Source organism: Erwinia sp. PME.40.26/001, from assembly GCF_055556675.1.
This window is the reverse complement of the sequence record NZ_JBVHNP010000001.1, coordinates 1521575-1548380: the sequence shown is the minus strand read 5'-3', so window position 1 is coordinate 1548380 and position 26806 is coordinate 1521575. Positions and strand designations below refer to the sequence as shown.

Annotated in this window: 26 protein-coding genes; 19 read left to right on the top strand and 7 right to left on the bottom strand. The window is 58.4% G+C overall.

Annotated elements, in window-relative coordinates; translation table 11 throughout:
- Positions 1 to 450: 450 nt before the first annotated feature.
- Entirely contained in the window at positions 451 to 1140 is a 690-nt protein-coding gene (locus ACZ3HG_RS07290; RefSeq protein ID WP_191933031.1) for a hypothetical protein, read from the bottom strand.
- 199 nt (positions 1141 to 1339) lie between these two features.
- Here ACZ3HG_RS07290 and ACZ3HG_RS07285 point away from each other — a divergent pair, with 199 nt between their 5' ends.
- On the top strand, positions 1340 to 2533 hold the full coding sequence (locus ACZ3HG_RS07285; RefSeq protein WP_191933030.1) for an MFS transporter: 1194 nt from the start codon (positions 1340 to 1342) through the stop codon (positions 2531 to 2533).
- Here ACZ3HG_RS07285 and pdxR read toward each other — a convergent pair.
- Complete coding sequence (gene pdxR / locus ACZ3HG_RS07280; protein WP_137269905.1) at positions 2514 to 3941, bottom strand: MocR-like pyridoxine biosynthesis transcription factor PdxR; 1428 nt, start codon at positions 3939 to 3941, stop codon at positions 2514 to 2516. The genes ACZ3HG_RS07285 and pdxR overlap by 20 nt on opposite strands.
- 89 nt (positions 3942 to 4030) lie before the next feature.
- Between pdxR and ACZ3HG_RS07275 the strand changes: the two genes are divergently transcribed.
- Positions 4031 to 4483 (top strand): rhodanese-like domain-containing protein, encoded by a 453-nt coding sequence (locus ACZ3HG_RS07275; protein ID WP_062743106.1) that lies wholly within the window; start codon positions 4031 to 4033, stop codon positions 4481 to 4483.
- 118 nt (positions 4484 to 4601) lie between these two features.
- On the top strand, positions 4602 to 6050 hold the full coding sequence (locus ACZ3HG_RS07270; RefSeq protein WP_465332484.1) for a sugar porter family MFS transporter: 1449 nt from the start codon (positions 4602 to 4604) through the stop codon (positions 6048 to 6050).
- A gap of 48 nt (positions 6051 to 6098) precedes the next feature.
- On the opposite strand, the gene flk is transcribed toward ACZ3HG_RS07270, so the two are convergent.
- Positions 6099 to 7157, bottom strand: a complete 1059-nt coding sequence (flk, locus tag ACZ3HG_RS07265) for a flagella biosynthesis regulator Flk (RefSeq protein ID WP_191933029.1) — start codon at positions 7155 to 7157, stop codon at positions 6099 to 6101.
- Positions 7158 to 7283: 126 nt separating this feature from the next.
- A complete protein-coding gene (locus tag ACZ3HG_RS07260; protein ID WP_191933028.1) occupies positions 7284 to 8159 on the bottom strand; it encodes a DMT family transporter in 876 nt (291 codons plus the stop codon).
- A gap of 99 nt (positions 8160 to 8258) precedes the next feature.
- Between ACZ3HG_RS07260 and ACZ3HG_RS07255 the strand changes: the two genes are divergently transcribed.
- On the top strand, positions 8259 to 9041 hold the full coding sequence (locus ACZ3HG_RS07255; RefSeq protein WP_465332481.1) for an AraC family transcriptional regulator: 783 nt from the start codon (positions 8259 to 8261) through the stop codon (positions 9039 to 9041).
- Positions 9042 to 9092: 51 nt separating this feature from the next.
- Here ACZ3HG_RS07255 and ACZ3HG_RS07250 read toward each other — a convergent pair whose 3' ends face one another.
- From ACZ3HG_RS07250 to ACZ3HG_RS07240, 3 genes are read right to left on the bottom strand one after another with little or no spacing between them, the layout of a single operon-like run.
- On the bottom strand, positions 9093 to 10604 hold the full coding sequence (locus ACZ3HG_RS07250; RefSeq protein ID WP_465332479.1) for a tripartite tricarboxylate transporter permease: 1512 nt from the start codon (positions 10602 to 10604) through the stop codon (positions 9093 to 9095).
- Positions 10605 to 10615: 11 nt separating this feature from the next.
- On the bottom strand, positions 10616 to 11047 hold the full coding sequence (locus tag ACZ3HG_RS07245) for a tripartite tricarboxylate transporter TctB family protein (protein WP_191933026.1): 432 nt from the start codon (positions 11045 to 11047) through the stop codon (positions 10616 to 10618).
- Positions 11048 to 11058: 11 nt separating this feature from the next.
- Positions 11059 to 12039 (bottom strand): Bug family tripartite tricarboxylate transporter substrate binding protein, encoded by a 981-nt coding sequence (locus ACZ3HG_RS07240; RefSeq protein WP_191933025.1) that lies wholly within the window; start codon positions 12037 to 12039, stop codon positions 11059 to 11061.
- 120 nt (positions 12040 to 12159) lie between these two features.
- On the opposite strand from ACZ3HG_RS07240, the gene tctD reads away from it, so the two are divergent.
- From tctD to ACZ3HG_RS07165, 15 genes are all read left to right on the top strand, one after another.
- The gene (gene tctD, locus ACZ3HG_RS07235; RefSeq protein WP_191933024.1) at positions 12160 to 12825 is read left to right on the top strand and encodes a transcriptional regulator TctD; all 666 of its coding nucleotides are present in this window, start codon (positions 12160 to 12162) and stop codon (positions 12823 to 12825) included.
- Positions 12822 to 14213, top strand: coding sequence for a sensor histidine kinase (locus ACZ3HG_RS07230; protein ID WP_191933023.1), 1392 nt, complete (start codon positions 12822 to 12824; stop codon positions 14211 to 14213). The genes tctD and ACZ3HG_RS07230 overlap by 4 nt, the downstream gene beginning before the upstream one ends.
- Positions 14214 to 14278: 65 nt before the next feature.
- On the top strand, positions 14279 to 15406 hold the full coding sequence (gene pdxB, locus ACZ3HG_RS07225; protein WP_465332476.1) for a 4-phosphoerythronate dehydrogenase PdxB: 1128 nt from the start codon (positions 14279 to 14281) through the stop codon (positions 15404 to 15406).
- Positions 15407 to 15477: 71 nt separating this feature from the next.
- The gene (locus tag ACZ3HG_RS07220) at positions 15478 to 16488 is read left to right on the top strand and encodes an aspartate-semialdehyde dehydrogenase (protein ID WP_062742981.1); all 1011 of its coding nucleotides are present in this window, start codon (positions 15478 to 15480) and stop codon (positions 16486 to 16488) included.
- A complete protein-coding gene (gene truA / locus ACZ3HG_RS07215; RefSeq protein ID WP_191933021.1) occupies positions 16488 to 17303 on the top strand; it encodes a tRNA pseudouridine(38-40) synthase TruA in 816 nt (271 codons plus the stop codon). The genes ACZ3HG_RS07220 and truA overlap by 1 nt, the downstream gene beginning before the upstream one ends.
- A gap of 30 nt (positions 17304 to 17333) precedes the next feature.
- On the top strand, positions 17334 to 17996 hold the full coding sequence (locus ACZ3HG_RS07210; protein WP_191933020.1) for a DedA family protein: 663 nt from the start codon (positions 17334 to 17336) through the stop codon (positions 17994 to 17996).
- 170 nt (positions 17997 to 18166) lie between these two features.
- Positions 18167 to 19084, top strand: coding sequence for an acetyl-CoA carboxylase, carboxyltransferase subunit beta (gene accD, locus ACZ3HG_RS07205; protein WP_191933019.1), 918 nt, complete (start codon positions 18167 to 18169; stop codon positions 19082 to 19084).
- Between the two features lie 65 nt (positions 19085 to 19149).
- The gene (gene folC, locus ACZ3HG_RS07200) at positions 19150 to 20412 is read left to right on the top strand and encodes a bifunctional tetrahydrofolate synthase/dihydrofolate synthase (protein ID WP_191936644.1); all 1263 of its coding nucleotides are present in this window, start codon (positions 19150 to 19152) and stop codon (positions 20410 to 20412) included.
- Positions 20402 to 21148 (top strand): cell division protein DedD, encoded by a 747-nt coding sequence (gene dedD, locus ACZ3HG_RS07195; protein ID WP_191933017.1) that lies wholly within the window; start codon positions 20402 to 20404, stop codon positions 21146 to 21148. Before folC ends, dedD begins: the two co-directional genes overlap by 11 nt.
- A gap of 330 nt (positions 21149 to 21478) precedes the next feature.
- Entirely contained in the window at positions 21479 to 21964 is a 486-nt protein-coding gene (gene cvpA / locus ACZ3HG_RS07190; protein WP_062742975.1) for a colicin V production protein, read from the top strand.
- Positions 21965 to 22000: 36 nt separating this feature from the next.
- Positions 22001 to 23518 (top strand): amidophosphoribosyltransferase, encoded by a 1518-nt coding sequence (gene purF, locus ACZ3HG_RS07185; protein ID WP_062742974.1) that lies wholly within the window; start codon positions 22001 to 22003, stop codon positions 23516 to 23518.
- A 167-nt stretch (positions 23519 to 23685) separates the two neighbouring features.
- Positions 23686 to 24255, top strand: a complete 570-nt coding sequence (locus tag ACZ3HG_RS07180; RefSeq protein WP_062742973.1) for a UbiX family flavin prenyltransferase — start codon at positions 23686 to 23688, stop codon at positions 24253 to 24255.
- 275 nt (positions 24256 to 24530) lie between these two features.
- The gene (gene argT, locus ACZ3HG_RS07175) at positions 24531 to 25313 is read left to right on the top strand and encodes a lysine/arginine/ornithine ABC transporter substrate-binding protein ArgT (RefSeq protein WP_191936642.1); all 783 of its coding nucleotides are present in this window, start codon (positions 24531 to 24533) and stop codon (positions 25311 to 25313) included.
- 83 nt (positions 25314 to 25396) lie between these two features.
- Positions 25397 to 26083 (top strand): histidine ABC transporter permease HisQ, encoded by a 687-nt coding sequence (locus ACZ3HG_RS07170; protein ID WP_191933138.1) that lies wholly within the window; start codon positions 25397 to 25399, stop codon positions 26081 to 26083.
- Positions 26080 to 26796 carry an ABC transporter permease gene (locus ACZ3HG_RS07165; RefSeq protein WP_062742970.1) on the top strand — a complete coding sequence of 239 codons (717 nt, stop codon included), beginning with the start codon at positions 26080 to 26082 and terminating at the stop codon, positions 26794 to 26796. Before ACZ3HG_RS07170 ends, ACZ3HG_RS07165 begins: the two co-directional genes overlap by 4 nt.
- Positions 26797 to 26806: the final 10 nt, after the last annotated feature.

Below are 26806 nucleotides of genomic sequence, written 5' to 3'. Positions count from 1 at the left end.
TTGTTATCCGGTTCGTTGTTTTTGTCAGGTAAGAGGTGGCGTTGACCACCGAAACAAGATAGCAAGAAGATTTTGGCGAAGAGTTGAGCAGAGCGCAGAAGTGTGATCGCTGACTTTTAATGTTAAAATCAATGAATAATCAGGTTAAATTTTTGTTTAAACTGATGTCTTTGTTGTTTTTTTACTACGGAAAAATGTTATTTATTTGTTTGTTTTTATTTTTGTTAACTTTTAATTAACAAATCAGATGATTGAGCGAGGCATTCTCCTTCGGAAAGCGGCAAGCCGGATGTGATTCAGGCGGTGTTGTGCGCATAATGCGAGAATCCTCGCGATTTCCCCCTCATTTCTCGCCGATGTGAACGAAAAAAAAGAGGGGGAGAAACGTAATTTCATTACAGGAGGTCAGTCCAGGCGCATTGCCTCCCTCGAGGCACAAAGGGCTGCCGACTATTTTGTCTTTTCTGCCAGGCGATATACGCTATCGAAGCGTACGTTCATCCCGCCGCAGTTACTGTTGTCGCGCACGATAAGGTTACCGTTAACCAACAGCATTTCGCCGCCGCACTCATACGTCGTTGAGTCCGGCACGCCAAAGGTCAGACGGTTTCCCTTCACCGTGGCGTCATCGTCAATTTCGCCCACATGCACCACCTGTTCACCGTAGCTGTTGATACCCCCGTGCCAGTCTGCGTTACCGCTGACGTGCAGGTGGCCACCACGGCGGGAGAGGGTAATCACATTATTACCTTCGACGGGCAGCCAGCGTCCCAGCCAGTCCGCTTCCTGCACGGTGCGGGTCGGGATCGGGCTCAGGCTGGCAGAGGGGATCCAGCTGGTAAAATCGCGTTTTTTAGCAAAATACCAGACGCAGCTCCAGCCGGGTTTGGTCTGCGCAACCAGCACCGTGTTGCCCGGCACCAGCCAGGCCTTCCGTGCACAACTTTCGCCTTTTTCCGGGCAGCCGTTCATATCATCATAGAAATGCACCTGACCGGCCCCGGCGCGAATTTCCGCCTGGTGATACTCGCCCTGGTAGCCGGGGAAAAAGCCGTTACGACAGCTCTCTTCTTCAGCGGAAAAGGCAGAAGTACTGGCCAGCAGTGCGGAAAACGTGAATACGATAGCCCCTGTTTTCAATTTCTTATTCCCGAATAGCCCATGTTGCCGTGATAATAAACGACGGCGGGCTGACTCACGAAGGGCATTCTGTAATATTGCTGATGTCACCCCTTTTTATCCCGGTTTAGCCGCCGTGTATTCCCTTGCAAATAATATTTCATCCAGACCGGATCGGCGGCACAGGCTGTGCCGCAGGGGTCACCAGGAGACGTTTACCATGCCCACCCTTTCAGATATCAGCCCGAAGCAGGGGACGCGCGCACTGGCGCGTATTGCCTTTGCTGTCTTTCTTACTTACCTCACGGCGGGCCTTGCCCTGCCGGTGATCCCGCTGTACGTCCACCATGAGCTGGGGTTGAGTAATGTGATGGTGGGGCTGGCGGTGGGTGTACAGTTCTTTGCCACACTGCTGACGCGTGGCTATGCCGGGCGGCTGGCCGATCAGCGCGGGGCGAAGCGGTCGACCCTGCAGGGGATGCTGGCGCTGGCGCTGGTGGGCGTTGCCTATCTTCTGGCGGCGCTGCTGCCGTTGCCGGTGATGGGGAAATTTGGCCTGCTGGTGGCTGGCCGTCTGCTGCTGGGCTTTGGTGAAAGCCAGTTGCTGACCGGAAACCTGACCTGGGGAATGGGCCTGGTGGGGCCTAAGCGCGGGGGACAGGTAATGTCGTGGAACGGCATGGCCATTTATGGTGCGCTGGCCGCCGGTGCTCCGCTGGGGCTGTGGCTGCACAGCCTGTGGGGCTTTGAGGCGCTGGGTGTGGCCACGCTGCTGCTGCCGTTAGTGGCGCTGCTGTTCAATGCCGGTATTCGCGGTGTGCCCGTCCATGGCGGGCAGCGCCCTTCGCTGTGGAAGGTGGTGGGCCTGATTACCCGGCCGGGTCTGGCGCTGGCCTTACAGGGCGTCGGTTTCGCGGTGATCGGTACCTTCACGTCGCTCTATTTTGCTGACCAGCAGTGGGGCAATGCCGGCTTTGCCCTCACCGCCTTTGGGCTGGCCTTTGTGCTGGTCCGCGTGCTGTTTGGCGGGCTGCCGGACCGTCTCGGAGGTATTCGCGTTGCCCTGATCTCTCTGGCGGTTGAGGCCTGCGGCCTGCTGCTACTGGCAGGGGCGACCAGTGGCGGTATGGCGCTGGCGGGCGCGGCACTGACCGGCTGCGGCTGTTCACTGGTCTTCCCGGCGCTGGGCGTGGAGGTGCTGAGGCGTGTGGCTCCGCAGGTGCGCGGTACCGCGCTGGGCGGATTTTCGGCATTTCAGGATATCGCCTACGGCGTCAGCGGGCCGCTAACGGGCGTACTGGCCACGACGCTGGGTTACGGGGCGGTATTTGCTGCCGGTACGGTCTGTGCGCTGGCGGGTATAGCGGTCACTTTCAGTTTCTCGCGCACGACGGTCAGTAGCGCAGACGGCTGAGTTTACCTGCTGCCTGCACGATTTCGGCAGGCTGTAGAGCCGAAAACCCCAGTAGCCAGCCTTCCTGCGCGGGCTGCTGCTGATACAGCGGCGACAGTCGCGGCAGCAGCAGCCCGTTTTGCGCGGCCTCCTGCGTCAGCCGTTTTTCTCCCCCTGTTTTCAGACCGACCGTCAGTTGTAGCCCGCCCTGATGCGGGAACAGGACCAGGCGATCCGCCAGCTTATTATTGAGTTGATCAATCAGCAGATGACGGCGGCTGGCGTACAGTTGGCACATCAGCCGCAGGTGGGCGGCAAAGTGTCCGTGCTGGATAAAGTCAGCCGTCACCGCCTGCATCAGCTGGGCGCTGTGGCCGTCCATCACGCTGCGCAGTCGGCGCAGCGGATCAATCAGTGCGTCGGGCACTACCAGATACGCCAGCCGCAGCGACGGAAACAGTACTTTGGAAAACGTACCCATATAGAGAACCCGAGCCCTCTCTTCCAGCCCCTGAAGAGCGGGCAGCGGACGTCCATCGTAATGAAACTCGCTGTCGTAGTCGTCCTCCACCAGCCAGCGCTGATGCTGATGTGCCCACGCCAGCCATGCCTGACGCCGCTGCATGCTCATCGTCACGCCGGTGGGGTACTGATGTGCCGGGGTCAGATAAACCAGGCGAGGCAAAGGGGCTTCAATGATAACCGCGCCCTCATCATCGGTGGGAATGCCGGTCACCTGCGCGCCTGCGCTGGAAAAAGCATGCCATGCCCCCCGGTAGCCCGGATCTTCCATCCATATCCGATCGCCCGCATCGCACAGCAGCAGGGCAATCATCTGTAGCGCCTGCTGCGAGCTGGTCAGGATCACCACCTGGTCAGCGTTACAGCGCACGCCGCGTGACTGACCCAGATAGTGAGCCACCGCCTGGCGCAGGTCGGGCAACCCCAGTGGATCGCCATAACGCATCAGTGCTTCGCCCGACCGCAGACGGTGCTGCGTCAGACGGCGCCATAGCATTTGGGGGAAAGCACGTAAATCGGGTGAACCTGAGGCAAAAGCCCGGGGGTAAAGGGGATCTTCGCAGCCACCACTACTGACGATCTGCTTTCCGCGCAGCGACAGGGAGAGCGCCGGAGAAGGAGGCTGCGGCCCACGCACAACCGGGGAAGGCGCGATGGCGACAAACGTGCCCCGTCCGCTATGTCGCGACAGATATCCCTCGCTCTCCAGCTGGCTATAGGCGGCTTCAATCGTGACACGGGACAGGGCGAGATCGCTGGCCAGTACGCGTGACGAGGGCAGGCGCGCGCCAGCGGGCAGCACGGCGCTGGCAATGGCCTGACGCAGCATGGTGCACACTTTTTCTCGAAGCGTGGCGGCCCTCTGCCGGGAAAACAGGGCAGGGAAGGGGACAGAAGTGGCGGTCATCGTGGTCTTATCATCTCAAGGAAATGGGTCTTATGATTAAGACCCATTCACTTTATGATGGCAACCTTAATGATCCCGAGGAGTTTTCCATGAGTCAGCTTTCCGCCGTTTTACAATTTCCCCCGCCGTCTCCCCAGCAGAGTGCGTCATGGCTGCACGATAAGCTGGCGCACTATGCCGATGCCTGGGATGTCGCTCAGGATCTCTCCCGGGGGATCGCCGGAATTGTGGTGATCGATACCCGCTCTGAGCAGCAGTATCATGCCGGGCATATCTGCGGTGCCTTAAGCTTTCCCCATCGGCTGATGAATGCCGACACGCTGGCCGGGTGGGATCGCGAGACAGTTTATATCACTTACTGCGATGGCATTGGTTGTAATGGCTCGACCAAAGGTGCCTGGAAGCTGGCGTCTGCGGGACTGAAAGTGAAGGAACTGATTGGCGGGCTGGATTTCTGGCGTCGCGACAGCCATCCGGTCACCGAAGGCAATGAACCCGGTCACTGGCCGGAAGAGCCGGGCCTGCACGACTGCGGCTGTTAGTTTCCTGATAAATTGGCGAAAACTGTGACGGAGTCTACACTTTTAGCCCGACTCACCGTGTAAGCGATTTCACAAGCCGTGTGAGCGTCACAGGCCTTTCTTTTTATTCAGGGATTATATGAACACAACATCTGCTGACTCATCGGGTGATGAGTCTGAGCGTGCCGTTACCGTCAGACAACGCATTTTCTTTGTGGTGCTGGTGGCCACGATGGGCGCGCTGGCCTTTGGCTACGACACCGGCATTATTTCGGGGGCGTTGCCCTATATGTCTGCGCCTGCCGCACAGGGCGGGCTGGGGTTAACTTCCTTTACCGAAGGGCTGGTAGCGTCATCGCTGGTCTTCGGCGCTGCACTGGGGTCTTTCCTTAGCGGCTTTTTTTCGGACAAATTTGGCCGTCGGCTTACCTTGCGCAGCCTGGCCGTGCTGTTTGTTCTGGGTTCACTTGGCACGGCCCTCGCCCCTTCCGTCCCTGTGATGGTGGCCATGCGTTTCCTGCTGGGGATTGCCGTCGGCGGCGGTTCGGCCACCGTTCCGGTTTTTATTGCTGAAATCGCCGGGCCTAAATTAAGGGCACCGCTGGTCAGCCGCAATGAGTTGATGATCGTCACCGGGCAGCTGGTGGCCTATGTAGCCAGTACCTTACTCAGCTACCTGCTTCACGATGAACATCTGTGGCGCTATATGCTGGCGATTGCCATGATCCCTGGTCTGCTGCTGTTTATTGGCACCTTTTTTGTTCCTGCCTCGCCTCACTGGCTGGTGGCAGAAGGGCGGCTGAAGGAAGCGAAGAACATCCTGAAATACCTGCGCGAAACGCCGCGTGAGGTGCGTAAGGAAATGAATGAAATGAAAAAGCAGGCACGTAAAGCAGAGCGTGGGCCGGATGTACGCACCCTGATCCGGGAGAAATGGGTATTACGTCTGCTGTTAACCGGCACGGGGCTGGGTTTTGTGATCCAGTTTACCGGCGTTAATGGGTTTATGTATTACACGCCGATCATTCTTAAATCCACCGGCCTCGGCACCAGTGCCGCCATTGCCGCGACCGTCGGCAATGGCGTGGTCTCGGTGCTGGCAACCTGTGTCGGGATCTGGGCCGTCAGCCGCTTCCCGCGCCGGAAAATGCTGATGACCGGGCTGTTTTTTGTGATTGCTGCTCAGGTGTTGCTGGGGCTGGTGATGACGCTGGTCCCGGTCGGATTAACCCAGAGCTATCTGGCGCTGGGGCTGATCCTGCTGTTTCTGTTCTTTATGCAGATGTGTATCTCGCCGGTGTACTGGCTGCTGATGTCAGAATTGTTCCCCATGCAGCTTCGCGGCGCACTCACCGGCACTGCGGTGTCCATGCAGTGGATCTTCAATGCAGTGGTGGCCTTCGGCTTCCCACCGCTGATGGCTTTTGCCGGCAGTAAGGTCTTCTTTATTTTCGCCATTATTAATATCGGCTCGCTGGCCTTCGTGGCCTTTATGCTGCCAGAAACGCGGGGGAAAAGTCTGGAGGAGATCGAACAGCACATGCGCGACAAATTTGGCGAAAACAAGGTTAGCGAAGCAACGGCGTAAAACAGGCCGGCGCAGAGGATAGCCTCTGCGCCGGCAATAACGTCAGAATTAAAACAGCATCCAGAGGAACAGCACCAGCAGGAGCAGCACGGCAAAGGCGGTAAATACCGGACGGTTGGCCAGCGGCTGCAGAACGGGCGGCAGCGCCCCCCACAGCGGGACGGTGACCGGGCGCGGATTCAGTTCGCTGTCGGCCAGCGGTTGCTCCTGCTGGCGTTCGGCGCGGCGGCTGAACAGCTGGTTAAGCAGGTCCTGAGTCTGGGTGGGAGTCAGCAGGGTCTGCGGCGTGGCGTTAAAACGCTGCTGGCTGTAGTCTTCCAGCATTCGCTGTTCTCCCGCATCCGGCGGCTGTTTCAGCGTGGTTGTCAGCAGATGGAGCGTCGGTGCGGCGTGCTGGCTCAGGGTCTGGCTGGTCTGTAAATACTGGTTCATCAGCGGGAAAAAGCGCGAGGGGATCGGGTCGCCGCCGTGCAGGTTGACCACTTTCAGCAGCGAGGCCCACAGTTTGACCGGTTGTTCTCCGGTGGCTGCCGCCAGGCGTGAAATTTGCTGGTTCAGCGTCTGATGTTCCGCAGGCAGCAGGGAGCGGTCGGTGACGCGGTTCTGCTGCGGCTGGGGGATGGCCATCTGACCATTCTGCAGCATCGTCAGTACCTGACGCATCTGGTCAGGATTCAGGGAGCTGAGTACAGTGTGGCCAAACTGCTGACGAATAAAATCACTCACCGCCTGGCGGTTATTGCCGGTCGGCAGCAGGTCGGTCAGCTGTTGCAGCAGCTGGCGCGTGGCGTGCGTGTTCTGCACCTGTGACAGGCGGGTATTCAGAAACTGTTCCGCAGGCGGAAAATGACGCGCCTGCAGCCCGGCGTCGTTTTTTACCCCCACTTCATGGCGCAGACCTGCCCACAGTTCGGGCGATTTCAGCGAACTGAGCGACATAATTTTGACGATCAGGCGTTCCAGCGTGGTGCGCTGGGCAGGCGTTAGCGGCTGTTCGCCGGCTGCTGCGGTCCCCGCAGGGCTACCCGGGCGTACACTGCCGGGAGGGGCATCGATCGTCGGGCGATCGCCGGGTAACGGCGCACCGGGGCCGCTTATAGGTTGCATGGCGAAGTCCTTCAGTCAAAGTCAACGTCCGGGGGGCGCCGGAGCAGAATAGTTATTCGCTATGATAACAACCCCGCCCGGTGATAGGTAGAGCCGACGGCGCAATCGCGGCCCTTTATGCGATATTTATTGCCGCGAGAGGGGAATACGCAGTCGCTGGGCGAGGATCACCCCTGCCAGCGTGATCCCTCCGCCAATAAAGTGGTAGCTGTGCAGCGATTCATGCAGAAAGGTGACAGCAATAATCGCGGTGAAAATGGGCACCAGGTTCATAAAGATACTGGCGGTGCTGGCCCCCATCCTCATGACGCCCTGGATCCACAGGAAGGGGGCGATCACCGACGCCGGGATGGCAGCAAACAGGACTAATGGAATATTCTGCGCATTCAGTGACACGTCCGGTGCCATCAAAAAGTTAGGTGTCAGCAACAGCACCCCGAAGAAGATCTGCACCCACAGGCTCTGCCAGTTGGGTAGCGGAATGGCCCAGCGCTTAGTCAGTACGCCGTACAGGGCATAAGAAGCCGAAGCGGCAAACATCATCATCTCCCCTTTACCGAGGCCGTGGGACAGCAGCTGCGCCGGATGCCCGGCACTGACCAGCCAGACCAGGCCGCAGAACGAGAGCAGGCTGCCCAGCAGGATGCCGACCGTCGGGGCCAGCCGCATCACCACCACACTTAACAGCACGGTCAGCAACGGGATCAGCGCGTTCAGAATGCCCATAAACAGGGCGCTGACGCTGTGCGCCGCATAGTAGGCCAGGCTCTGGTACAGCACCATGCCGAGCAGGCCCAGCACCAGCAGTTTCCACCATGACCGGGCGATCTGCTGGCGGTGACGCCAGACGCCGGGCAGGGCAAAGGGGGTCAGCACCAGCAGCGCCAGCAGCCAGCGGTAAAAGGAGATCGCCGCCGGATCGATCGCGGCAGCCGACATTTTGCTGACAATGGCGTTAACCGACCAGATCAGCACCGCCAGCAGGGGAAACATAAAACTCATCACTTTTCTCTTTATTAATCCGTTAGCGGAGTAGTGTAAGCTTGTCACATTTAATACAGATAACGATAATAAGACAAAAGTACCATGGAACCGGACAAGATGATCCAGCAACTCACCTATAGCGCCCCGGCGGATGCAGAACAGCTCAGGCTTTTCTTCCGCTACGAGCAGGCCAATGCCCGCACGGAGTACCTTCCTCACCGGCATCGCTGGGGGCAGGTGATCTTTGTCAAATGCAATGTGCTGGAGATGCAGGTGGAAGGGGAGCGTCTGCTGACCCCGCCGAATCTGCCTATCTGGGTGCCGCCGGGCCAGCAGCACGCCAGCTACAACCATAAGCAGGCACACTTTCGCACGCTGAATATTGCGGCAGAAGCCTGTGCCGGATTACCTGACCGCGCCTGTCTGCTGCGCGTCAGCCCGGTGGTTCATGCGATTATTGAAGAGTGTGCCCGGCAGCAGCTGCTGGTGCCGCAGACAGAGCAGGACCAGCGTTTGTGCGAGGTGCTGCTCGACCAGCTACGGACGGCGGAAAGTCAGCAAAGTTATCTGCCCTCCACGCCGGATAAGATGCTGTCGCCGGTGCTGCTGGCGCTGGAACAGAACCCGGGGGATAACACCACGCTGGCGCAGTGGGCAAAACGCGTCTACACCACCGAGCGTACGCTGTCCCGGCGCTGTCAGTCGCAGCTGGGGATGTCGTTTAGCGAGTGGCGGCAGCGCCTGCGGTTTCTGCATGCCATTTCCCTGCTGGAACAGGGAAAAAGCGTGCAGGACGTGGCGCTGGATCTGGGCTACAGTTCGGCTTCAGCGCTGATTGTGATGTTTCAGCAGCAGTCGGGCACCACGCCGGAGCGCTACCGTCACCGCAGCGCGGGATGAGCATAAAAAAGGGCGGCCCTGAAGGGCCGCCCTGTGCGGTTATTCACCCGGTTATAACAGATCGCTACGCGCCTGCAGACGCTGACGTCGCCAGCGTTTCCAGACGGGGGGCACAACCAGAACGCCGACGGCCAGTACCAGCAGCAGCTTACAGATCAGGCTTTCCCAGAGGATCGGCAGATTGCCATTACTGATGGACAGCGCCCGACGGAGGTTCTGCTCCAGCATCCCCCCGAGCACAAATCCCAGGATCAGCGGCGACATGGGGAAATCCATTTTGCGCAGGATATAGCCGAATATCCCCAGTCCCACCATCAGCAGCAGATCGAAGGTGGTGCTGTGGACGGCATAGACGCCCACCGCCGAGATCGCGGCAATGGCCGGGACCAGGAACCACAGCGGGATGGTCAGCATGCGGGCAAAGATATTGATCATCGGGATGTTCATGATCAGCAGCATCACGTTGCCGATCAGCAGTGCGGCAATCAGCCCCCAGACGATATCCGGCTGTTCGGTAAACATGGCCGGTCCGGGAGTGATGTTATACAGCGTCAGCGCACCGACCATGACCGCCGTGGTACCGGACCCCGGAATACCCAGCGTCAGCATCGGAATAAAGGAGCCGCAGGCCGAAGCATTGTTGGCGGCCTCTGGCGCGGCCACTCCGCGAATATCCCCTTTGCCGAAGGTCTCACCACCGGCGATTTTTTTCTCACTCATATAGGCGATGGCGCTGGCAATGGTCGCACCGGCACCCGGCAGTACGCCCACAAAGAAGCCGATCAGCGAGGAGCGCAGGGTGGCCCCTGTACACTGTGCGGCCTCTTTCATATTGAACAGCATCCGGCCGCTGGCGCGCACCACTTTCTGCCCGCCGCTGGTGGATTCCAGCATCAGCAGGATCTCACTGACCGAGAACAGGCCAATGACCACCACCACGAATTGAATGCCGTCGGAGAGATGTACGCTGTCAAAGGTGAAGCGGTAAACCCCGGTGTTGGCATCTACCCCCACCGTGGCCATGCTCAGGCCAATCAGCGCAGAGAGGAAGGATTTCAAAGGGTTCTGGCTCATCATGCTGCCAAGGCAGGCTATGGCGAACACCATCAGCGCAAAGTACTCCGCCGGACCAAAGGCCAGCGACCAGTTGGCGAGGATCGGCGCGAACAGAATGATCCCGACAATGGCAATGGTTGAACCGATAAAAGAGCTGACCGCGGAGATGGACAGCGCCACGCCGGCCCGTCCCTGCTGCGCCATCGGATACCCATCCAGCGCCGTCATGATGGCTCCGGCATCCCCCGGCACGTTGAGCAGGATCGAGGAGATGCGGCCGCCGTACTCGCAACCGATGTAGACCGTAGCCAGCAGGATCAGGGCGGACTCTGCCGGCAGGTGCAGCGCAAAGGCCAGCGGCATCAGAATGGCCACGCCGTTGATCGGGCCCAGCCCGGGCAGCAGGCCGACGATGGTACCGATAAAGCAGCCGATTAAGGCGATCAGCAGGTTTTCCGGCGTCATGGCGACGGCAAATCCCTGCATCAGAAAGGACCAGGTATCCATTTTATTCTCCGTTAGCTCAACCAGGTGCCGAGCGGTAAGGTCACTTCAAGCAGGCGATCGAAGGCGTAGAACAGCGTGATGCCCATCACCACGCCCGATAACGCGGCTGCCCACCAGGTGGCACCGAACAGCAGCCCGATGGCGAAGGTCAGTAACGTCGTTGACAGCGGGAATCCGAGGCTTTCAAACAGCGCCCCATACAGTCCGAGGCTGACCATCAGCAGCAGCAGGCGCTTCAGGGTGCCCCGGGCAGGCCAGTGGATCGCGTCGGGTTTACGCAGGAGAAGACAGAAAGCGCATAGCGCCATCAGCCCGAGAATAATCATCGGGAAAGGACGCGGCCCCACGGGCTCGTAGCTGTATTCGCTCTGGATGCCCCAGGCGATCACCAGGCCGCCGATACACAGCAGCAGCCAGACGCTGGCAAAAATACGATCGCTCATGGTCGCCTCCCTTATTTCGCCAGGCCGAAGGATTTGGCCTTCTCGCGATAGTCAGCCACCTGCTGCTTCACGTAACTGTCCAGCTCTTTACCGAACAGATTGAATTCAAACAGGCCGCGCAAATCGCGCTGATGTTTAAATTCGTCGGTCTGGGACATTTTTCTGAAGGCATCCTCCCACCACTGGTATTCGGCATCGGTCACTTTCGGCCCGAGGTAGAAGCCGCGAATGATTGGCCAGACCACATTCACTCCCTGCTCTTTGGCGGTGGGCACGTCGGCCAGCACGCCCGGCAGGCGTTTATCGGCCATCACCGCCAGCACGCGCAGCTTACCCGCCTGTAAGTGGGGCACCATTTCACTGATATCGCCGGAGACCACCTGGATATGGTTGCCTAACAGTGCGGTGACTGGCTCGCCGCCGCCTTCAAAGGCGACATAGCGCATCTTACGTGGGTCAATACCAGCATCGCGGGCCAGCAGGGCGGTTTTCATCCAGTCCTGGCTGCCGATAGACGCCCCCGCGCCGATTACCACTTTGTTCGGATCGTCCTTCATGGCTTTCAGCAGGTCCCCGAGATTTTTGTACGGTGAATCACTGCGTACCGCCACCATGCCGTAGTCCGTGCCTACCGCCGCCAGCCACTTCACGTCGTCGACGGAATAACGGCCAAATTTCCCCTGGGACAGATTCAGCAGCGAACCACCGGAGAAGGCCACGACCGTGCCGGGTTCGGCTGGCCGCTGCGCCACAATGGCGTTATAGGCCACGGCTCCAACGCCGCCGGGCATGTAGGTGACGCGCATTGGCGTTTTAATCTGCTGGGTGCCCTGCAGCGTAACCTGCAACAGCTTACAGGTCAGATCGAAACCGCCGCCAGGCTTCGCCGGAGCGATGCACTCAGTGCGGGAAGGGGCCTCAGCGGCAAAGACGGTCGGGGTGGTCAGCATCAGCAGGGCGCTGGCTAAAGTGGTGCGGATCATTATTTTCATCACTGCTCCCTTCTTATCATTCAGTTTGTGAGCCCTCCCAAAAAATGGGGTTGTTAAATTGTTAACTTAGTAACCTTTCATTTACCTTTCAGCCAACGGAAAAAGATAACAGGGTGTGATATGCGTCTCTTACTGGTGGAAGATACGGCGGAACTGGCCTGCTGGCTGCAGAAGGCTCTGACCCAGGCGGGCTTTGCTGTGGACTGGATGGCGGATGGCGTCGCCGCCGATCATCTGCTGCAAACCGAGCACTATGAACTGGTGCTGTTAGATATTTCGCTGCCACGGCTGAACGGCCTGGAGCTGCTGGGCCGCCTGCGCAAGCGCGGGCAGACCATGCCCGTCCTGCTGCTGACGGCGCGCAATGAGCTGACGGATCGGGTACGCGGCCTGAATCAGGGGGCAGACGATTATCTGAGTAAGCCGTTTGAACTGGAGGAGCTGGAGGCGCGCATCCGCGCGCTGTTGCGCCGTAGCCAGGGGCAGGTCCGGGAGGCACAGACCTTCGGGGAACTGGTGTTTCACAATGAAGGGTATTTTGAACTGCAACACCGGCCGCTGGCGCTGACGCCGCGTGAAAGCAGCGTGCTGATCACGCTGATGCAGCGACGCGGCAGGCCGGTATCGCGGCAGCAGCTTTACGAGCAGACCTTTACCCTGGCGGATGAGGCCAGCCTGGAGAGTATTGAGCTTTACGTTCACCGCGTGCGGAAAAAGCTGTCGGGCAGTAATGTCTCGATTGTGACGCTGCGCGGGCTGGGATACAGCCTTGAGCATCATGTATGAAACTGGCTTCCCTGCGCGCACATCTGCTGCTCTGGCTGGGTCTGCCTCTGCTGACCCTCTGGGCGCTGTCGGTTTATACTCATTACGCCAGCGCCTTACAGGCGGCCAATCAGGCTTACGACCGTTCGCTGCTGGCATCGGCCCGCACCGTGGCCGAGCGCATCCGCGTGCATCAGGGGCATCTGGAAGTGGACGTGCCCTGGGTGGTGCTCGACAGTTTTGAGCGCAATATGAACGACCAGCTGTACTATCAGGTGATCTCACCTGAGGGCAAAACCCTCTCCGGCTATGACGATCTGCCGCCCTTGCCAAAAAATACCCCACTGTCGCGTAATTATCCGGCACTGGTCCATTTTTACTATGCCGACTACAACGGGCTGCCTATCCGGGTCGCTGCCCTGTGGCAGCCGGTGAATGAAGAGAATGTGCAGGGAATGGCGCAGGTGCTGGTGGCGGAAACGCTGACCTCGCGCCGGGACTTTGCCAGTGGGCTGCTGTATAACGCCATTTTGAGTCAGGGGGCGCTGGTGCTCATCACTCTGCTGCTGGCGAGCTGGGTGCTGCACAAGGTTCTGCGCCCGCTGCGTCGCCTGTCCGGGGTCATGCTGCTCCGTGACCCGGGCGATCTGACCCCCCTCCCGGCGGTGCTGCCCTGGTCGGAAATCCAGCCACTGATGGTGGCAGTCAACCGTTATATTGAGCGACTGAGGGCGATGGTGGCGCGACAGCAGCGTTTCAGCGCCGACGCCTCACATCAGTTAAGAACGCCGCTGACGATCCTGAAAACCCAGGTCAGCGTCGCGCTGAACAGCCAGAACCCCGCCGTCTGGCAGGAGAGTTTGCAGGGGATGCGCCACACCCTGGACGACACGATTATGCTCACCGACCGGTTACTGCAGCTGTCGCGCATTAAAGCCATGCAGCAGAATCAGCCGATGGCCACTCTCGACCTGGCGGAGCTGGTGCGCGAAGCCTGCCTGCTGCGCTATCCGCAGGCGCGCAGCAGGCAGATTGATCTTGGCTACGAAGGGGACGAGCACTGCCAGGTGCGCGGGGATGTGCTGTTACTGACGGAGCTCTGCGCTAACCTGCTGGATAATGCCATCAAATATACCCCGGAAGGCGGCATGATCACCGCCAGCGTTATTCAGGGCGTGCTGCATATTGAGGACAGCGGGCCGGGGATCGCGGAGTCGGAGCGCCAGCAGGTGCTGCAACCCTTTTACCGGCTGGAACACGGCAGCCAGGTGGCGGGAACCGGACTGGGGCTGGCCCTGGTAAAAGATATCGCCCGCTGGCACGGTAGCCAGGCGCGGCTGTCACAGAGTCCCACCCTCGGCGGTCTGCAGGTCGGGATTGCTTTCACCCCGGTTCCTTCCGTGCGCTGAGGATGCCCCTGTTCGTCGCTTTGTGGCAGAATATACCCCCTCACCGAACCAACTGGAAACCGACTGTGAAAATCCTCGTTGATGAAAATATGCCCTACGCCCGTGAACTGTTCAGCCGTACCGGCGACGTGGTGGCCGTGCCGGGGCGTCCGATCCCCCAGGCGGCCCTGGACGATGCCGACGGGCTGATGGTGCGATCGGTCACTAAAGTGAATGCGGAGTTGCTTAACGGCAAGCCGGTGAAATTTGTCGGCACCGCCACGGCAGGGACGGATCATATTGACGAGGCCTGGCTGAACCAGCAGGGTATCGCCTTTTCGGCGGCCCCCGGCTGCAATGCCATTGCCGTTGTCGAGTATGTTTTCTCCTCACTGCTGCTGCTGGCTGAACGAGACGGTTTCCTGTTAACCGACCGTACGGTGGGCATCGTCGGTGTGGGCAACGTCGGTAGCCGCCTGCAGGCGCGGCTTGAGGCACTGGGGATCCGCACGCTGCTGTGCGATCCGCCGCGTGCCGATCGCGGTGACGCGGGGACGTTCCTGCCGCTGGCAGAGCTGGTCGCGGAAGCGGATATTCTCACCTTCCACACCCCGCTGTTTAAGCAGGGCCCTTACCAGACCTGGCATATGGCCGATGAGAAGCTGCTGCGGGCGCTGAAGCCGGGTTCCATTCTGATCAACGCCTGCCGTGGCCCGGTAGTAGATAATGCCGCACTGCTGACGGTACTGGGCCAGCGTGACGATCTCAGCGTGGTGCTGGACGTCTGGGAGCCGGAGCCGGACCTGTCGCTGCCGCTGCTGAAAAAGGTTGATATCGCCACCGCCCATATCGCCGGGTACACCCTGGAAGGAAAAGCACGCGGCACCACGCAGGTGTTTGAGGCCTGGACACAGTTTATTGGTCAGCCACAGCAGGTGGCGCTGGAGACGCTGCTGCCCGCCCCGGAATTCGGCCGTATCACGCTGCGCGGTGAACTGGATCAGGCAACGCTGAAACGTCTGGTGCATCTGGTGTATGATGTGCGCCGCGATGATGCGCCGCTGCGGCATGTGGCGGCAATCCCGGGTGAATTTGACCGGCTGCGCAAGCATTATCAGGAGCGGCGCGAATGGTCTTCGCTGCGGGTTGAATGTGATAACGCCGACACCGTCGCGTTGCTGAACAGGCTGGGCTTTAACGCCACCGGCCTTTAAGTATTTTCCTAATTTTCAGGCGGTTATGCGACCGCCTTCTATTTTTGTGTCATTGTCTGGAGTAAACCAACATGTCTGACGGCTGGAATATCGCAATCTTAGGTGCGACAGGCGCAGTAGGGGGAGCTTTACTGGAATTGCTGGCGGAACGCCAGTTCCCGGTTGGTGAGCTGTATGCGCTGTCAAGTGAGCGCAGCGCGGGCGAAGTCCTGCGCTATGAAGGTAAGTCGGTTCGCGTGACCGATGCCAGCGAATTCGACTGGTCACAGGTTCAACTGGCGTTCTTTGTCGCGGGCCGCGAAGCCTCGGCGCGCTATGCCGATGAGGCCGCGAACTCAGGTTGCCTGGTGATAGACAGCAGCGATCTGTTTGCGCTGGAACCGGATGTGCCGCTGGTGGTACCGGAGGTGAACCCGCAGGTACTGGCAGATTACCGTAACCGCAACATTATCAGCGTGGCCGATGCCCTGACCAGCCAGCTGCTGTGCGCTATTAAACCGCTGATCGACCAGGCGGGCCTGGGGCGTTTGCAGGTCACCAACCTGCTGGCGGCCTCTTCGCACGGTAAAGCGGCGGTGGACTCCCTGGCGGGTGAGAGTGCCCGGCTGCTGAACGGCCTGCCCGCCGAAGAGGGCTACTTTGGCCGTCAGCTGGCCTTCAACGTCCTGCCGCTGCTGGCGGATAAAGAGGGCAGCGTGGCGCAGGAGCGCCTGCTGGTAGAGCAGGTCCGCAAAGTGCTGCAGGACGAAGGGTTGCCGATTGCGGTCAGCACCATTCAGGCCCCGGTGTTCTACGGCAATGCGCAGATTGTTTACATTGAAAACCTGCGCCCGCTCTCTGCTGAAGAAGCGCGTGATGCGCTGGGTCAGGTGGATGATATCAACCTGACGGCAGAAGATGACTTCCCGACGCAGGTGGGGGATGCCTCCGGCAGTTCGCATCTCAGCATCGGCAGCGTGCGCAACGATTACGGCATTCCTGAGCTGTTACAGTTCTGGTCAGTGGCCGACAACGTGCGGTTTGGCGGGGCACTGATGGCGGTCAAAACCGCTGAGAAGCTGGTGCAGGAGTATTTTTACTGATGTCCGACATCGCCGTGCCACAGCCGACCATGAAACTGGCGCTGGGCATTGAATATGACGGGAGCCGTTATTACGGCTGGCAGCGGCAGCAGGAAGTCCGCAGCGTGCAGGAAAAACTGGAAAAGGCGCTGACGAAAGTGGCTAACCATCCGGTAGAAGTGCTCTGTGCCGGGCGGACTGATGCCGGCGTTCACGGTACGGGGCAGGTGGTGCATTTTGAAACCACTTCGCAGCGTAAGGACGCCGCCTGGACGATGGGTGTCAATACCAACCTGCCCGGCGACATCGCCGTGCGCTGGGTGAAAGCGGTGCCGGATGATTTCCACGCCCGCTTCAGCGCTACCGCCCGCCGCTACCGTTATGTGATTTATAACCAGCGGCTGCGTCCGGCGATCCTGGCCGGTGGCGTCACCCATTTTTATCATCCGCTGGACGTGGATAAGATGCAGCGCGCCGCGCAGTGTCTGCTGGGCGAGAACGATTTTACCTCGTTTCGCGCCGTGCAGTGTCAGTCGCGGACGCCGATGCGCAACGTGATGCATGTCAATGTCACCCGCCACGGCGCGTACGTGGTGGTGGACATTAAAGCGAATGCATTTGTGCATCATATGGTGCGCAATATCGTGGGCAGTCTGATGGAAGTGGGCTGCGGGAATCAGCCAGAAGGCTGGATCGCAGAGCTGCTGGCGGCAAAAGACCGCAAGCTGGCGGCGGCAACCGGGCGTGCAGAAGGTCTGTATCTGGTGGCCGTCGACTATCCTGCTCGTTATGAGTTACCTCGTCCACCGATGGGACCGCTGTTCCTCGGGGATTAACCCTGGCCTGGAGTATCAAAGGAAGCCCGTATGGAATTGATTCGTTTTGTTGTCGACTTCATTTTACATATCGACGTCCATCTCGCGGAACTGGTGGCCCAGTATGGTATCTGGGTCTATGCCATTCTGTTTTTGATCCTGTTCTGCGAAACTGGCCTGGTGGTGACCCCCTTCCTGCCGGGCGATTCTCTGCTGTTTGTGGCGGGGGCGCTGGCAGCACTGCCGGGGAACGACCTGAATGTACACACCATGGTGGCTCTGATGGTGGTGGCGGCCATCCTTGGCGATGCGGTGAACTACACGATCGGGCGGCTGTTTGGCGATAAGCTGTTCAGCAACCCTGACTCGAAAATTTTCCGCCGCAGCTATCTGGATAAAACCCATGCGTTTTACGCGCGTCATGGCGGCAAAACGATTATTCTGGCGCGTTTCGTGCCGATTGTGCGTACGTTCGCGCCGTTTGTGGCGGGAATGGGTAAGATGTCCTATCGTCATTTTGCCTTTTACAACGTCACGGGCGGTGTTCTGTGGGTGCTGTTGTTTACCTATGCCGGTTATCTGTTTGGGAATTTTCCGGTGGTACAGGAAAACCTTAAGCTGTTGATTGTCGCGATTATCCTGCTCTCTGTGATGCCAGGGGTAATTGAAGTGGTGCGACATCGCCGGGCGGCACGCCAGCAGAAACAGGAATGAAAAAACGCTCAGGCCAGCCCCCTCCGACCAGATTTTTATCCACAGTGACGGGCGGTTATGGTTTAATGAGCGATAAATTATGGTTTGCGCTACTGCATCAGGCGGCAGCGTAGAAAAGAAAAACTGGCGTCCCCCAGCAGGGGTGCCAGGTTCAAACAGAAAGGTCATCAATGAGCTGGATTGAACGAATTCTCAATAAGAGCACCATCACCCCCTCGCGCAAAGCAAGTATTCCTGAAGGGGTGTGGACGAAATGTGATAGCTGCGGGCAGGTTCTCTACCGCGCCGAGCTGGAACGTAATCTGGAAGTCTGTCCGAAGTGCGACCACCATATGCGTATGCATGGTCGCGATCGTCTGCACAGTGTGCTTGACGAAGGCTCAATGGTTGAGCTGGGCAGCGAACTGGAACCCAAAGATGTGCTCAAGTTCCGGGATTCTAAAAAATACAAAGATCGTCTGGTCGCGGCTCAGAAAGAGACTAACGAAACCGACGCGCTGATCGTGATGAAAGGGACCCTGCACGGGATGCCGGTCGTGGCGGCCGCGTTTGAGTTCTCCTTTATGGGCGGCTCGATGGGTTCCGTGGTGGGCGCACGCTTTGTACGTGCGGTAGAGCAGGCGCTGGAAGATAACTGTCCGATGATCTGTTTCTCCGCTTCTGGCGGTGCCCGTATGCAGGAAGCGCTGATGTCGCTGATGCAGATGGCAAAAACCAGTGCGGCTCTGGCAAAGATGCAGGCCCGCGGCCTGCCGTATATCTCCGTGCTGACTGACCCAACCATGGGCGGCGTGTCCGCCAGCTTTGCCATGCTGGGCGATCTGAACATTGCTGAACCCAAAGCGCTGATCGGTTTTGCCGGTCCGCGCGTCATTGAGCAGACCGTCCGCGAGAAATTGCCGCCGGGCTTCCAGCGCAGTGAGTTCCTGATCGAAAAAGGGGCCATCGATATGATCGTGCGCCGCCCGGTGATGCGCTTCAAGCTGGCCAGCGTGCTGGCGAAAATGATGAATCTGCCTGCCCCGCAGGAAGATGACGTCAAAGAAGACGTAGCCGATGATGCCGCGCCCCAGAGCCACGAGGCCTGACCGATGATGAGAAAGGGGCTCCGCGCCCCTTTTACCAATGAACCGTAACGCTGTGAACGGGACACATGGATAATCTTCCTCAAGCCACGTCGCCTCTTGCCACGTGGCTTTATTATCTTGAGCATTTACACGCTCAGGCTATCGAACTCGGGCTGGATCGTATCCGGCACGTTGCCACTTCTCTCGACCTGCTGAAACCCGCCCCTGTGGTGTTCACCGTAGCCGGAACTAATGGTAAAGGCACAACCTGCCGAACCCTTGAAACCGTGCTGATGGCGGCGGGCTATCGCGTGGGCGTTTACAGTTCGCCGCATCTGGTGCGCTATACCGAACGGGTGCGCATTCAGGGTGAGGAACTGGCGGAGTCCGCGCACACGGCCTCGTTTGCTGCCATCGAAGCCGGGCGCGGGGAGACTTCGCTGACCTATTTCGAATACGGTACGCTGTCGGCGCTGTGGCTGTTCAGGCAGGCGGCACTTGACGTGGTGATCCTCGAAGTGGGCCTGGGGGGGCGTCTGGATGCCACCAACATCGTCGATGCCGATGTCGCGGTGGTGACCAGCATCGCGCTGGATCATACCGACTGGCTCGGGCCGGATCGCGACAGCATTGGCCGGGAGAAAGCCGGGATCTTCCGGGCGGATAAGCCTGCCGTCGTCGGTGAGCCGGATATGCCGCAGACGATTGCAGAGGTTGCGGCGGAGAAGGGCGCACGGCTGCTACAGCGTGACCGCGACTGGTCCTGTAGCATCACCGCTGAGAGCTGGTCTTTCCGTGATGCTCATGGCAGCATTGACCGCCTCCCACTGCCGCAGGTGCCGTTACCCAATGCGGCGACGGCGCTGGCTGCTCTGCGCGCCTCACCGCTGAAGGTCGAGGAGGCGGTGATCCGCCGCTCGCTGCATCAGGCGATGCTGCCCGGGCGCTTCCAGACAGTGGCTGAATCACCGCGCGTGATCCTCGATGTGGCACACAATCCCCATGCGGCAGCCTACCTGGCCGGTCGCCTGGCGGAAGTGCCGCGCAGCGGTAAGGTGCACGCCGTGGTGGGCATGCTGCACGATAAGGATATTGCCGGTACGCTGGCCTGCCTCAGTCCGCAGGTGGACTATTGGTACTGCGCACCGCTGGACGGCCCGCGCGGCGCGACGGCGGCGCAGCTGATGGCGCATCTTCATGGCGCACAGGCGTTTGACTCGGTTGAGCTCGCGTGGCACCAGGCGCGGCAACAGGCGTCAGAACAGGATATTGTGCTGGTGTGTGGGTCCTTCCACACCGTGGCGCAGGTTATGGAAACGATGGAAACGGAGAACGGCAGTGGCCAGTAAGTTTCAAAACCGTTTAGTCGGAACCATCATCATTGTGGCGCTGGGCGTGATTGTGCTGCCCGGCTTGCTCGATGGTAAGAAGAAGCACTATAAAGAGGAGTTCGCTGCCATTCCGCTGGTGCCGAAACCGGAAGATCAGCAGGAAACCGATCTGGTGCCACCGGTGACGCAGTCGTTGCCGGCACAGCCGCCGGAAGGGGCAGGGGCCGCGATCAGCGCGGGCAGCAGTTCTGCGGAAAACGCTTCCCAGGCCGACAGTGGATCCACTGCGCCGCAGTCGCGCAATGAGCCTACGGTGGTGACCCCGCCGCCGGTGAAACCGGTGCAACAGCCACCGAAAGTAGTAGAAAAACCGAAGCCGCAGCCGAAGCCCGTGGAGAAACCGGTCGAGAAGCCGAAGCCGGTGGAGAAACCGAAACCGGTAGAGACCCCAGCGGCGAAAGTGGAAACCCCGGCGGAGACCCGGCCCGCAGCTACCGAGACCGCGCCGACAGGCCAGGCCTGGGTCGTACAGCTCGGCGCGCTGAAGAATGCCGCAAAAGTGAATGAGATTGTTGCGCAGCTGCGCCTGTCGGGCTATCGCGCCTTTACTGTTCCGGCCACGCCGGTGCAGGGGCAGATCACCCGTATCTACGTTGGGCCGGACGCATCGAAAGCGAAGATGCAGGCTGCCGTAGGCGCACTGCAGGGTATTTCGGGACTGGGCGGCGTGGTGAAACCTTACTCCGTTCGTTAAGTGGTTTGGGCCCGCCGTTTTCTCAAGCGCCGGGTGCTTATTGCGGCAGTTCATCCCCCACGCGCCCGGAGCCGACACTGTGCTGTTCCGGGCGTTGTGCGTGAGGAGACTGGCAAATCAAGGTATTGCGTAGGGGGATTTCGCAGGGGCAATCCGCCCCTGTGGAGGGTTTTTTTTAACCTCGTTGTTAATTTAAATCGTACCAGGAAAACCCTACGCAAACGTTTTCTTTTTCTGTTAGAATTCGCCCCGAACTGAGGCAGCATCTCCCTGAAACTGTGCAACAGGGGGATACAGGCTGTGACAGGGGCTTGGTCACTGGAAGCGTTCATGATCTGGATAGATTACGTCATTATTGCGGTTATTGGTTTTTCGGCTCTCGTCAGCCTGATCCGAGGATTTGTCCGGGAAGCTCTTTCTCTCGTCACCTGGGGTTGCGCATTTTTTGTCGCCAGTCATTACTACTCTTTCCTTGCCGTCTGGTTCACCGGATTTGAAGATGAACTGGTTCGAAATGGAATAGCCGTTGCGGTGTTATTCATTGCTACCCTGATTGTCGGGGCCATTGTTAACTATGTAATTGGTTCGCTGGTTGAAAAAACCGGCCTGTCGGGAACCGACAGAGTCCTCGGCGTCTGTTTTGGGGCATTACGCGGCGTGCTGATTGTGGCAGCCATGTTGTTTTTCCTCGACACATTCACCGGCTTTTCCAAAAGCCCGGACTGGCAGCAGTCCCAGCTAATCCCTCAGTTCAGTAGCATCATCAGGTGGTTTTTTGATTACCTGAAAAGCACGTCGAGTTTTTTGCCCCGGTAATCGCACCGGGGTCGCGGCTTATGAGGAAATGTCAATATGTGCGGTATTGTCGGGATCGCCGGTTTTGCACCGGTCAACCAGTCGATTTATGACGCGTTAACGGTGCTTCAGCACCGTGGGCAGGATGCCGCAGGCATCGTTACCATTGATGCATTGAATTGCTTCCGTCTGCGTAAAGCAAACGGCCTGGTCAGCGATGTATTTGAAGCCCGCCACATGCAGCGTATGCAGGGCAACATGGGTATCGGCCACGTGCGTTACCCAACGGCAGGAAGCTCCAGCGCTTCTGAAGCCCAGCCTTTCTATGTGAACTCCCCCTACGGTATTACCCTTGCCCATAACGGCAACCTGACCAACGCCCACGAGCTGCGCAAAGAGCTGTTCGAAACCGGACGCCGGCATGTTAATACCACTTCGGATTCCGAAATCCTGCTGAATATCTTTGCGCAGGAAATCGATCGCTTCCAGCATGACCCGCTGGAAGCAGAAAACATCTTCTCTGCGGTGGCCGCCGTGCATCAGCGCGTGCGCGGGGCATACGCCTGCGTTGCGATGATCATCGGCCACGGCCTGGTGGCCTTCCGCGATCCTAACGGTATTCGCCCGCTGGTCATTGGCAAACGCGCCATGGCCGACGGCCGCATCGAGTATATGGTGGCCTCCGAAAGCGTGGCGCTGGATACACTCGGTTTTGAATTCCTGCGCGATGTGGCACCGGGTGAAGCCGTTTACGTGACTGAAAAGGGCCAGCTCTCTACCCGGCAGTGTGCTGAGAATCCAAAGTGGAACCCGTGCCTGTTCGAGTATGTGTACTTTGCACGTCCGGATTCCTTCCTCGACAAGATTTCGGTGTACAGCGCCCGCGTGCGCATGGGGACTAAGCTCGGTGCCAAGATCGCCCGCGAATGGGAAGATCTGGATATCGACGTGGTGATCCCGATCCCGGAAACCTCCTGCGATATCGCCCTGGAGATGGCACGTATTCTCGACAAGCCATACCGTCAGGGCTTTGTGAAGAACCGCTACGTGGGACGTACCTTTATCATGCCGGGCCAGCACCTGCGTCGCAGCGCGGTCCGCCGCAAGCTTAACGCCAACCGTGCTGAATTCCGGGGTAAAAACGTCCTGCTGGTGGATGACTCCATCGTGCGCGGCACCACCTCTGAGCAGATTATCGAAATGGCGCGGGAAGCCGGGGCGAAAAAGGTTTACCTTGCCTCTGCGGCACCGGAAATTCGCTTCCCGAACGTCTACGGCATTGATATGCCGAGCGCCACTGAGCTGATCGCTCACGGCCGCGAAGTGGAAGAGATCCGCCAGCTGATCGGTGCCGATGCGCTGATCTTCCAGGATTTGAGCGACCTGATTGAAGCGGTGCGTGAAGAGAACCCGGATATTGCCCAGTTTGAATGCTCGGTGTTCGATGGTATCTACGTAACGAAAGACGTCGACCAGCAGTACCTTGAGTATCTGCAGTCATTGCGTAATGACGATGCGAAAGCGATGCAGCGTCAGAACGAGACTGAAAATCTGGAAATGCATAACGAAGGCTAAACCCCGTCATCGGGCAAAGACTGTTGACGCCGGGTGGCGTTTGCTCACCCCGGTGAAGCGTGGTCTGTGCTGCCGGGAAGCCGCCGTTATCTAACTCGAACTGTTCAGGGTATTTAGGCTAAGATGGGCCGGAAGCGATTCCGGCCCATTTTTTTTAAGGATTATCTATGAAGCGACTCATTATTGGCATCTCTGGCGCCAGCGGGGTGATTTACGGCATCCGCACGCTGCAAATCTTGCAGCAGGTGAGCGGGGTAGAGACGCACCTGATAATGAGCCAGGCTGCGCGTCAGACGCTGGCGCTGGAAAGCGACTATTCCCTGCGTCAGGTGCAGGCGCTGGCCGATGTGGTTCATGATGCGCGCGATATTGCGGCCAGCATCTCGTCGGGCTCCTATAAAACCGACGGTATGGCCATTCTTCCCTGTTCGATGAAGACTCTGTCTGGCATTGTTCACAGCTACAGTGATGGCCTGCTGACGCGTGCCGCCGATGTGGTGCTCAAAGAGCGCCGCCGTCTGGTGCTGTGCGTACGTGAAACCCCCCTGCATCTGGGGCATCTGCGCATGATGACCACCGCTGCTGAACTGGGTGCCATTATTATGCCGCCGGTACCGGCTTTTTATCACCGCCCACAAAATGTGATGGATATTGTCGACCAGACGGTGAACCGCGTGCTGGACCAGTTCGATATTGAGCTGGATGAGGATCTCTTCACGCGCTGGCAAGGTGCATAACCTGCGTTATCATGCACTGTTAACGTGCAAATGTTGGTGCTGAATCGCTTTTCGTGCAAGTTGTGCACCAACATGAAACATTGTTCCCCCTGCCTGCTAACAAATCTGCTATAAATTTCCCTGCAAACTGAGTCATCACGGTGTCTGGGGCATCCTGCGATATAAACAGCCCTTTGCCACAAAATGTGGCACGGAACCTGCTAATTGTATTGTGCATCTCACTGTGCAGAAACATCACGAACATAAAAAATAATATTCGAAACTGAGGATAGTTTATGAAAAAGCAGGTCCTGGCTCTCTCCCTGTTAATGTCCATCACAGCTGCAGGCAGCGCGTTTGCTGCCGGTCCAAAAACACTGCGTATCGGTACTGATCCGACTTACGCCCCGTTCGAAATGAAAAATGCGCAGGGTCAGCTGGTCGGTTTTGATATCGATCTGGCGACCGAAATCTGTAAACGTATGGAGACCAAGTGTACGTTTGTGGAAAGCGACTTTGATGCGCTGATCCCGTCGCTGAAAGCGAAGAAGATTGATGCCATCATCTCCTCCCTGTCGATTACTGAAAAACGCCAGCAGGAGATAGCCTTCTCTGAAAAACTGTATGCAGCAAACTCCCGCCTGATTGCACCGAAAGGCTCTAAAATTCAGCCAACCCTCGACTCCCTGAAGGGCAAAACCATTGGTCTGCTGCAGGGCACCACGCAGGAAACCTACGCTAACGATAACTGGCGGCCAAAAGGCGTGACGGTCACTCCTTATGCAAACCAGGACCTGGTGTATCAGGATCTGACCGCAGGCCGTATTGATGCCGCCTTCCAGGATGAAGTGGCTGCCAGCGAAGGCTTCCTCAAGCAGCCCGCCGGTAAAGAGTATGCGTTCGCCGGCCCGGCAGTGAAAGATGAGAAAATCTTCGGTGTGGGCACCGGTATGGGCATGAGCAAGGATAATCCTGAGCTGAAAGCCGCTATCGATAAAGCGTTCGATGAAATGCGCAAAGATGGCACCTACGACAAATTAGCTAAAAAATACTTCGATTTTGACGTGTACGGCGGTTAAGTAAAAACCTGTCTGCAGGCCCCACCGCCAGCGGCGGTGGGGCGGCTGTTCGTAAGATTAAGATAGAAAGACAGGATGTGCTTATGCTGTATGGCTACTCTGAAGTCATTTTTAAAGGCGCGATGGTGACCCTGGAGCTGGCTCTCAGCTCGGTGGTGTTCGCCGTGGTGCTTGGATTGATTGGCGCCGGGGCCAAACTCTCCAACAGCCGTGTGCTGGTCATTATATTTGAAGGATACACCACGCTGATCCGCGGCGTGCCGGACCTGGTTCTGATGCTACTAATCTTCTATGGTCTGCAGATTGCACTGAATCAGGTCACGGATTTCCTCGGCCTGTCGCAGTTCGATATCGATCCGATGGTCGCCGGGATTATTACTCTGGGCTTTATCTACGGAGCCTATTTCACCGAAACCTTTCGCGGAGCCTATATGGCGGTGCCGAAAGGGCAGATCGAAGCCGCCACGGCCTTCGGTTTTACCCGTTCCCAAACCTTTCGTCGCGTGCTGTTCCCTGGCATGATGCGCTTTGCGTTACCGGGTATTGGCAACAACTGGCAGGTGATCCTGAAGGCCACGGCGCTGGTGTCGCTTCTGGGGCTGGAAGACGTGGTAAAAGCTACGCAGCTGGCCGGCAAATCGACCTGGGAACCGTTCTATTTCGCGATTGTTGCGGGCGTTATCTACCTGATCTTTACCACGCTCTCCAACGGAGTGCTGTGGTGGCTGGAACGTCGTTATACGGTGGGTGTGAAAAGGGCTGATCTATGATTGAGATTATTCAGGAGTACTGGAAAGCCCTGCTGTGGACCGACGGTTACCGCTTCTCCGGCGTGGCCATCACGCTCTGGCTGCTGGTGGTATCCGTGGTACTGGGCGGCTGCATGGCGGTGCTGATGTCGATAGCCCGCGTGTCCCCCATCAGAGCCATCCGTTTTCCGGTGTGGCTGTTTACTTATATTTTTCGCGGCACGCCGCTGTATGTTCAGCTGCTGGTGTTCTACTCCGGGATGTACACGCTGGAAGTCGTGAAAGGCACCGAGATGCTGAATGCTTTCTTCCGCAGCGGGCTGAACTGTACGCTGCTGGCGCTGACGCTCAACACCTGTGCTTACACCACGGAAATCTTTGCCGGTGCCATTCGTTCCGTGCCGCACGGCGAGATCGAGGCCGCGCGTGCATATGGCTTTTCCACTTTCAAACTCTATCGTTGCATTATCATGCCTTCCGCGCTGCGCTCCGCATTGCCGGCTTACAGTAATGAAGTGATCCTGATGCTGCACTCTACGGCGCTGGCGTTTACCGCGACGGTGCCTGACCTGCTGAAAGTGGCCCGCGATATTAACTCAGCCACCTATCAGCCATTTATTGCTTTTGGCATAGCGGCTGTGCTGTATCTGATTATTTCCTATGTGTTGATTAGTCTGTTCCGTAAAGCGGAAAAACGCTGGCTGGCGCACGTTAAACCTTCCTCTTCACATTGAGTAAAACACC

Excerpts from the sequence above, each read along its gene's own strand:
- accD (WP_191933019.1), top strand. The coding sequence starts at position 18,167 with ATGAGCTGGATTGAACGAATTCTCAATAAGAGCACCATCACCCCCTCG.
- ACZ3HG_RS07275 (WP_062743106.1), top strand. The coding sequence starts at position 4,031 with ATGAGTCAGCTTTCCGCCGTTTTACAATTTCCCCCGCCGTCTCCCCAG.
- ACZ3HG_RS07245 (WP_191933026.1), bottom strand. The coding sequence starts at position 11,047 with ATGAGCGATCGTATTTTTGCCAGCGTCTGGCTGCTGCTGTGTATCGGC.
- ACZ3HG_RS07220 (WP_062742981.1), top strand. The coding sequence starts at position 15,478 with ATGTCTGACGGCTGGAATATCGCAATCTTAGGTGCGACAGGCGCAGTA.
- ACZ3HG_RS07240 (WP_191933025.1), bottom strand. The coding sequence starts at position 12,039 with ATGAAAATAATGATCCGCACCACTTTAGCCAGCGCCCTGCTGATGCTG.
- argT (WP_191936642.1), top strand. The coding sequence starts at position 24,531 with ATGAAAAAGCAGGTCCTGGCTCTCTCCCTGTTAATGTCCATCACAGCT.
- truA (WP_191933021.1), top strand. The coding sequence starts at position 16,488 with ATGTCCGACATCGCCGTGCCACAGCCGACCATGAAACTGGCGCTGGGC.
- ACZ3HG_RS07165 (WP_062742970.1), top strand. The coding sequence starts at position 26,080 with ATGATTGAGATTATTCAGGAGTACTGGAAAGCCCTGCTGTGGACCGAC.
- ACZ3HG_RS07180 (WP_062742973.1), top strand. The coding sequence starts at position 23,686 with ATGAAGCGACTCATTATTGGCATCTCTGGCGCCAGCGGGGTGATTTAC.
- ACZ3HG_RS07255 (WP_465332481.1), top strand. The coding sequence starts at position 8,259 with ATGATCCAGCAACTCACCTATAGCGCCCCGGCGGATGCAGAACAGCTC.
- tctD (WP_191933024.1), top strand. The coding sequence starts at position 12,160 with ATGCGTCTCTTACTGGTGGAAGATACGGCGGAACTGGCCTGCTGGCTG.
- purF (WP_062742974.1), top strand. The coding sequence starts at position 22,001 with ATGTGCGGTATTGTCGGGATCGCCGGTTTTGCACCGGTCAACCAGTCG.
- flk (WP_191933029.1), bottom strand. The coding sequence starts at position 7,157 with ATGCAACCTATAAGCGGCCCCGGTGCGCCGTTACCCGGCGATCGCCCG.
- ACZ3HG_RS07170 (WP_191933138.1), top strand. The coding sequence starts at position 25,397 with ATGCTGTATGGCTACTCTGAAGTCATTTTTAAAGGCGCGATGGTGACC.
- ACZ3HG_RS07230 (WP_191933023.1), top strand. The coding sequence starts at position 12,822 with ATGAAACTGGCTTCCCTGCGCGCACATCTGCTGCTCTGGCTGGGTCTG.
- ACZ3HG_RS07285 (WP_191933030.1), top strand. The coding sequence starts at position 1,340 with ATGCCCACCCTTTCAGATATCAGCCCGAAGCAGGGGACGCGCGCACTG.
- ACZ3HG_RS07270 (WP_465332484.1), top strand. The coding sequence starts at position 4,602 with ATGAACACAACATCTGCTGACTCATCGGGTGATGAGTCTGAGCGTGCC.
- ACZ3HG_RS07260 (WP_191933028.1), bottom strand. The coding sequence starts at position 8,159 with ATGAGTTTTATGTTTCCCCTGCTGGCGGTGCTGATCTGGTCGGTTAAC.
- cvpA (WP_062742975.1), top strand. The coding sequence starts at position 21,479 with ATGATCTGGATAGATTACGTCATTATTGCGGTTATTGGTTTTTCGGCT.
- folC (WP_191936644.1), top strand. The coding sequence starts at position 19,150 with ATGGATAATCTTCCTCAAGCCACGTCGCCTCTTGCCACGTGGCTTTAT.
- pdxR (WP_137269905.1), bottom strand. The coding sequence starts at position 3,941 with ATGACCGCCACTTCTGTCCCCTTCCCTGCCCTGTTTTCCCGGCAGAGG.
- ACZ3HG_RS07250 (WP_465332479.1), bottom strand. The coding sequence starts at position 10,604 with ATGGATACCTGGTCCTTTCTGATGCAGGGATTTGCCGTCGCCATGACG.
- ACZ3HG_RS07210 (WP_191933020.1), top strand. The coding sequence starts at position 17,334 with ATGGAATTGATTCGTTTTGTTGTCGACTTCATTTTACATATCGACGTC.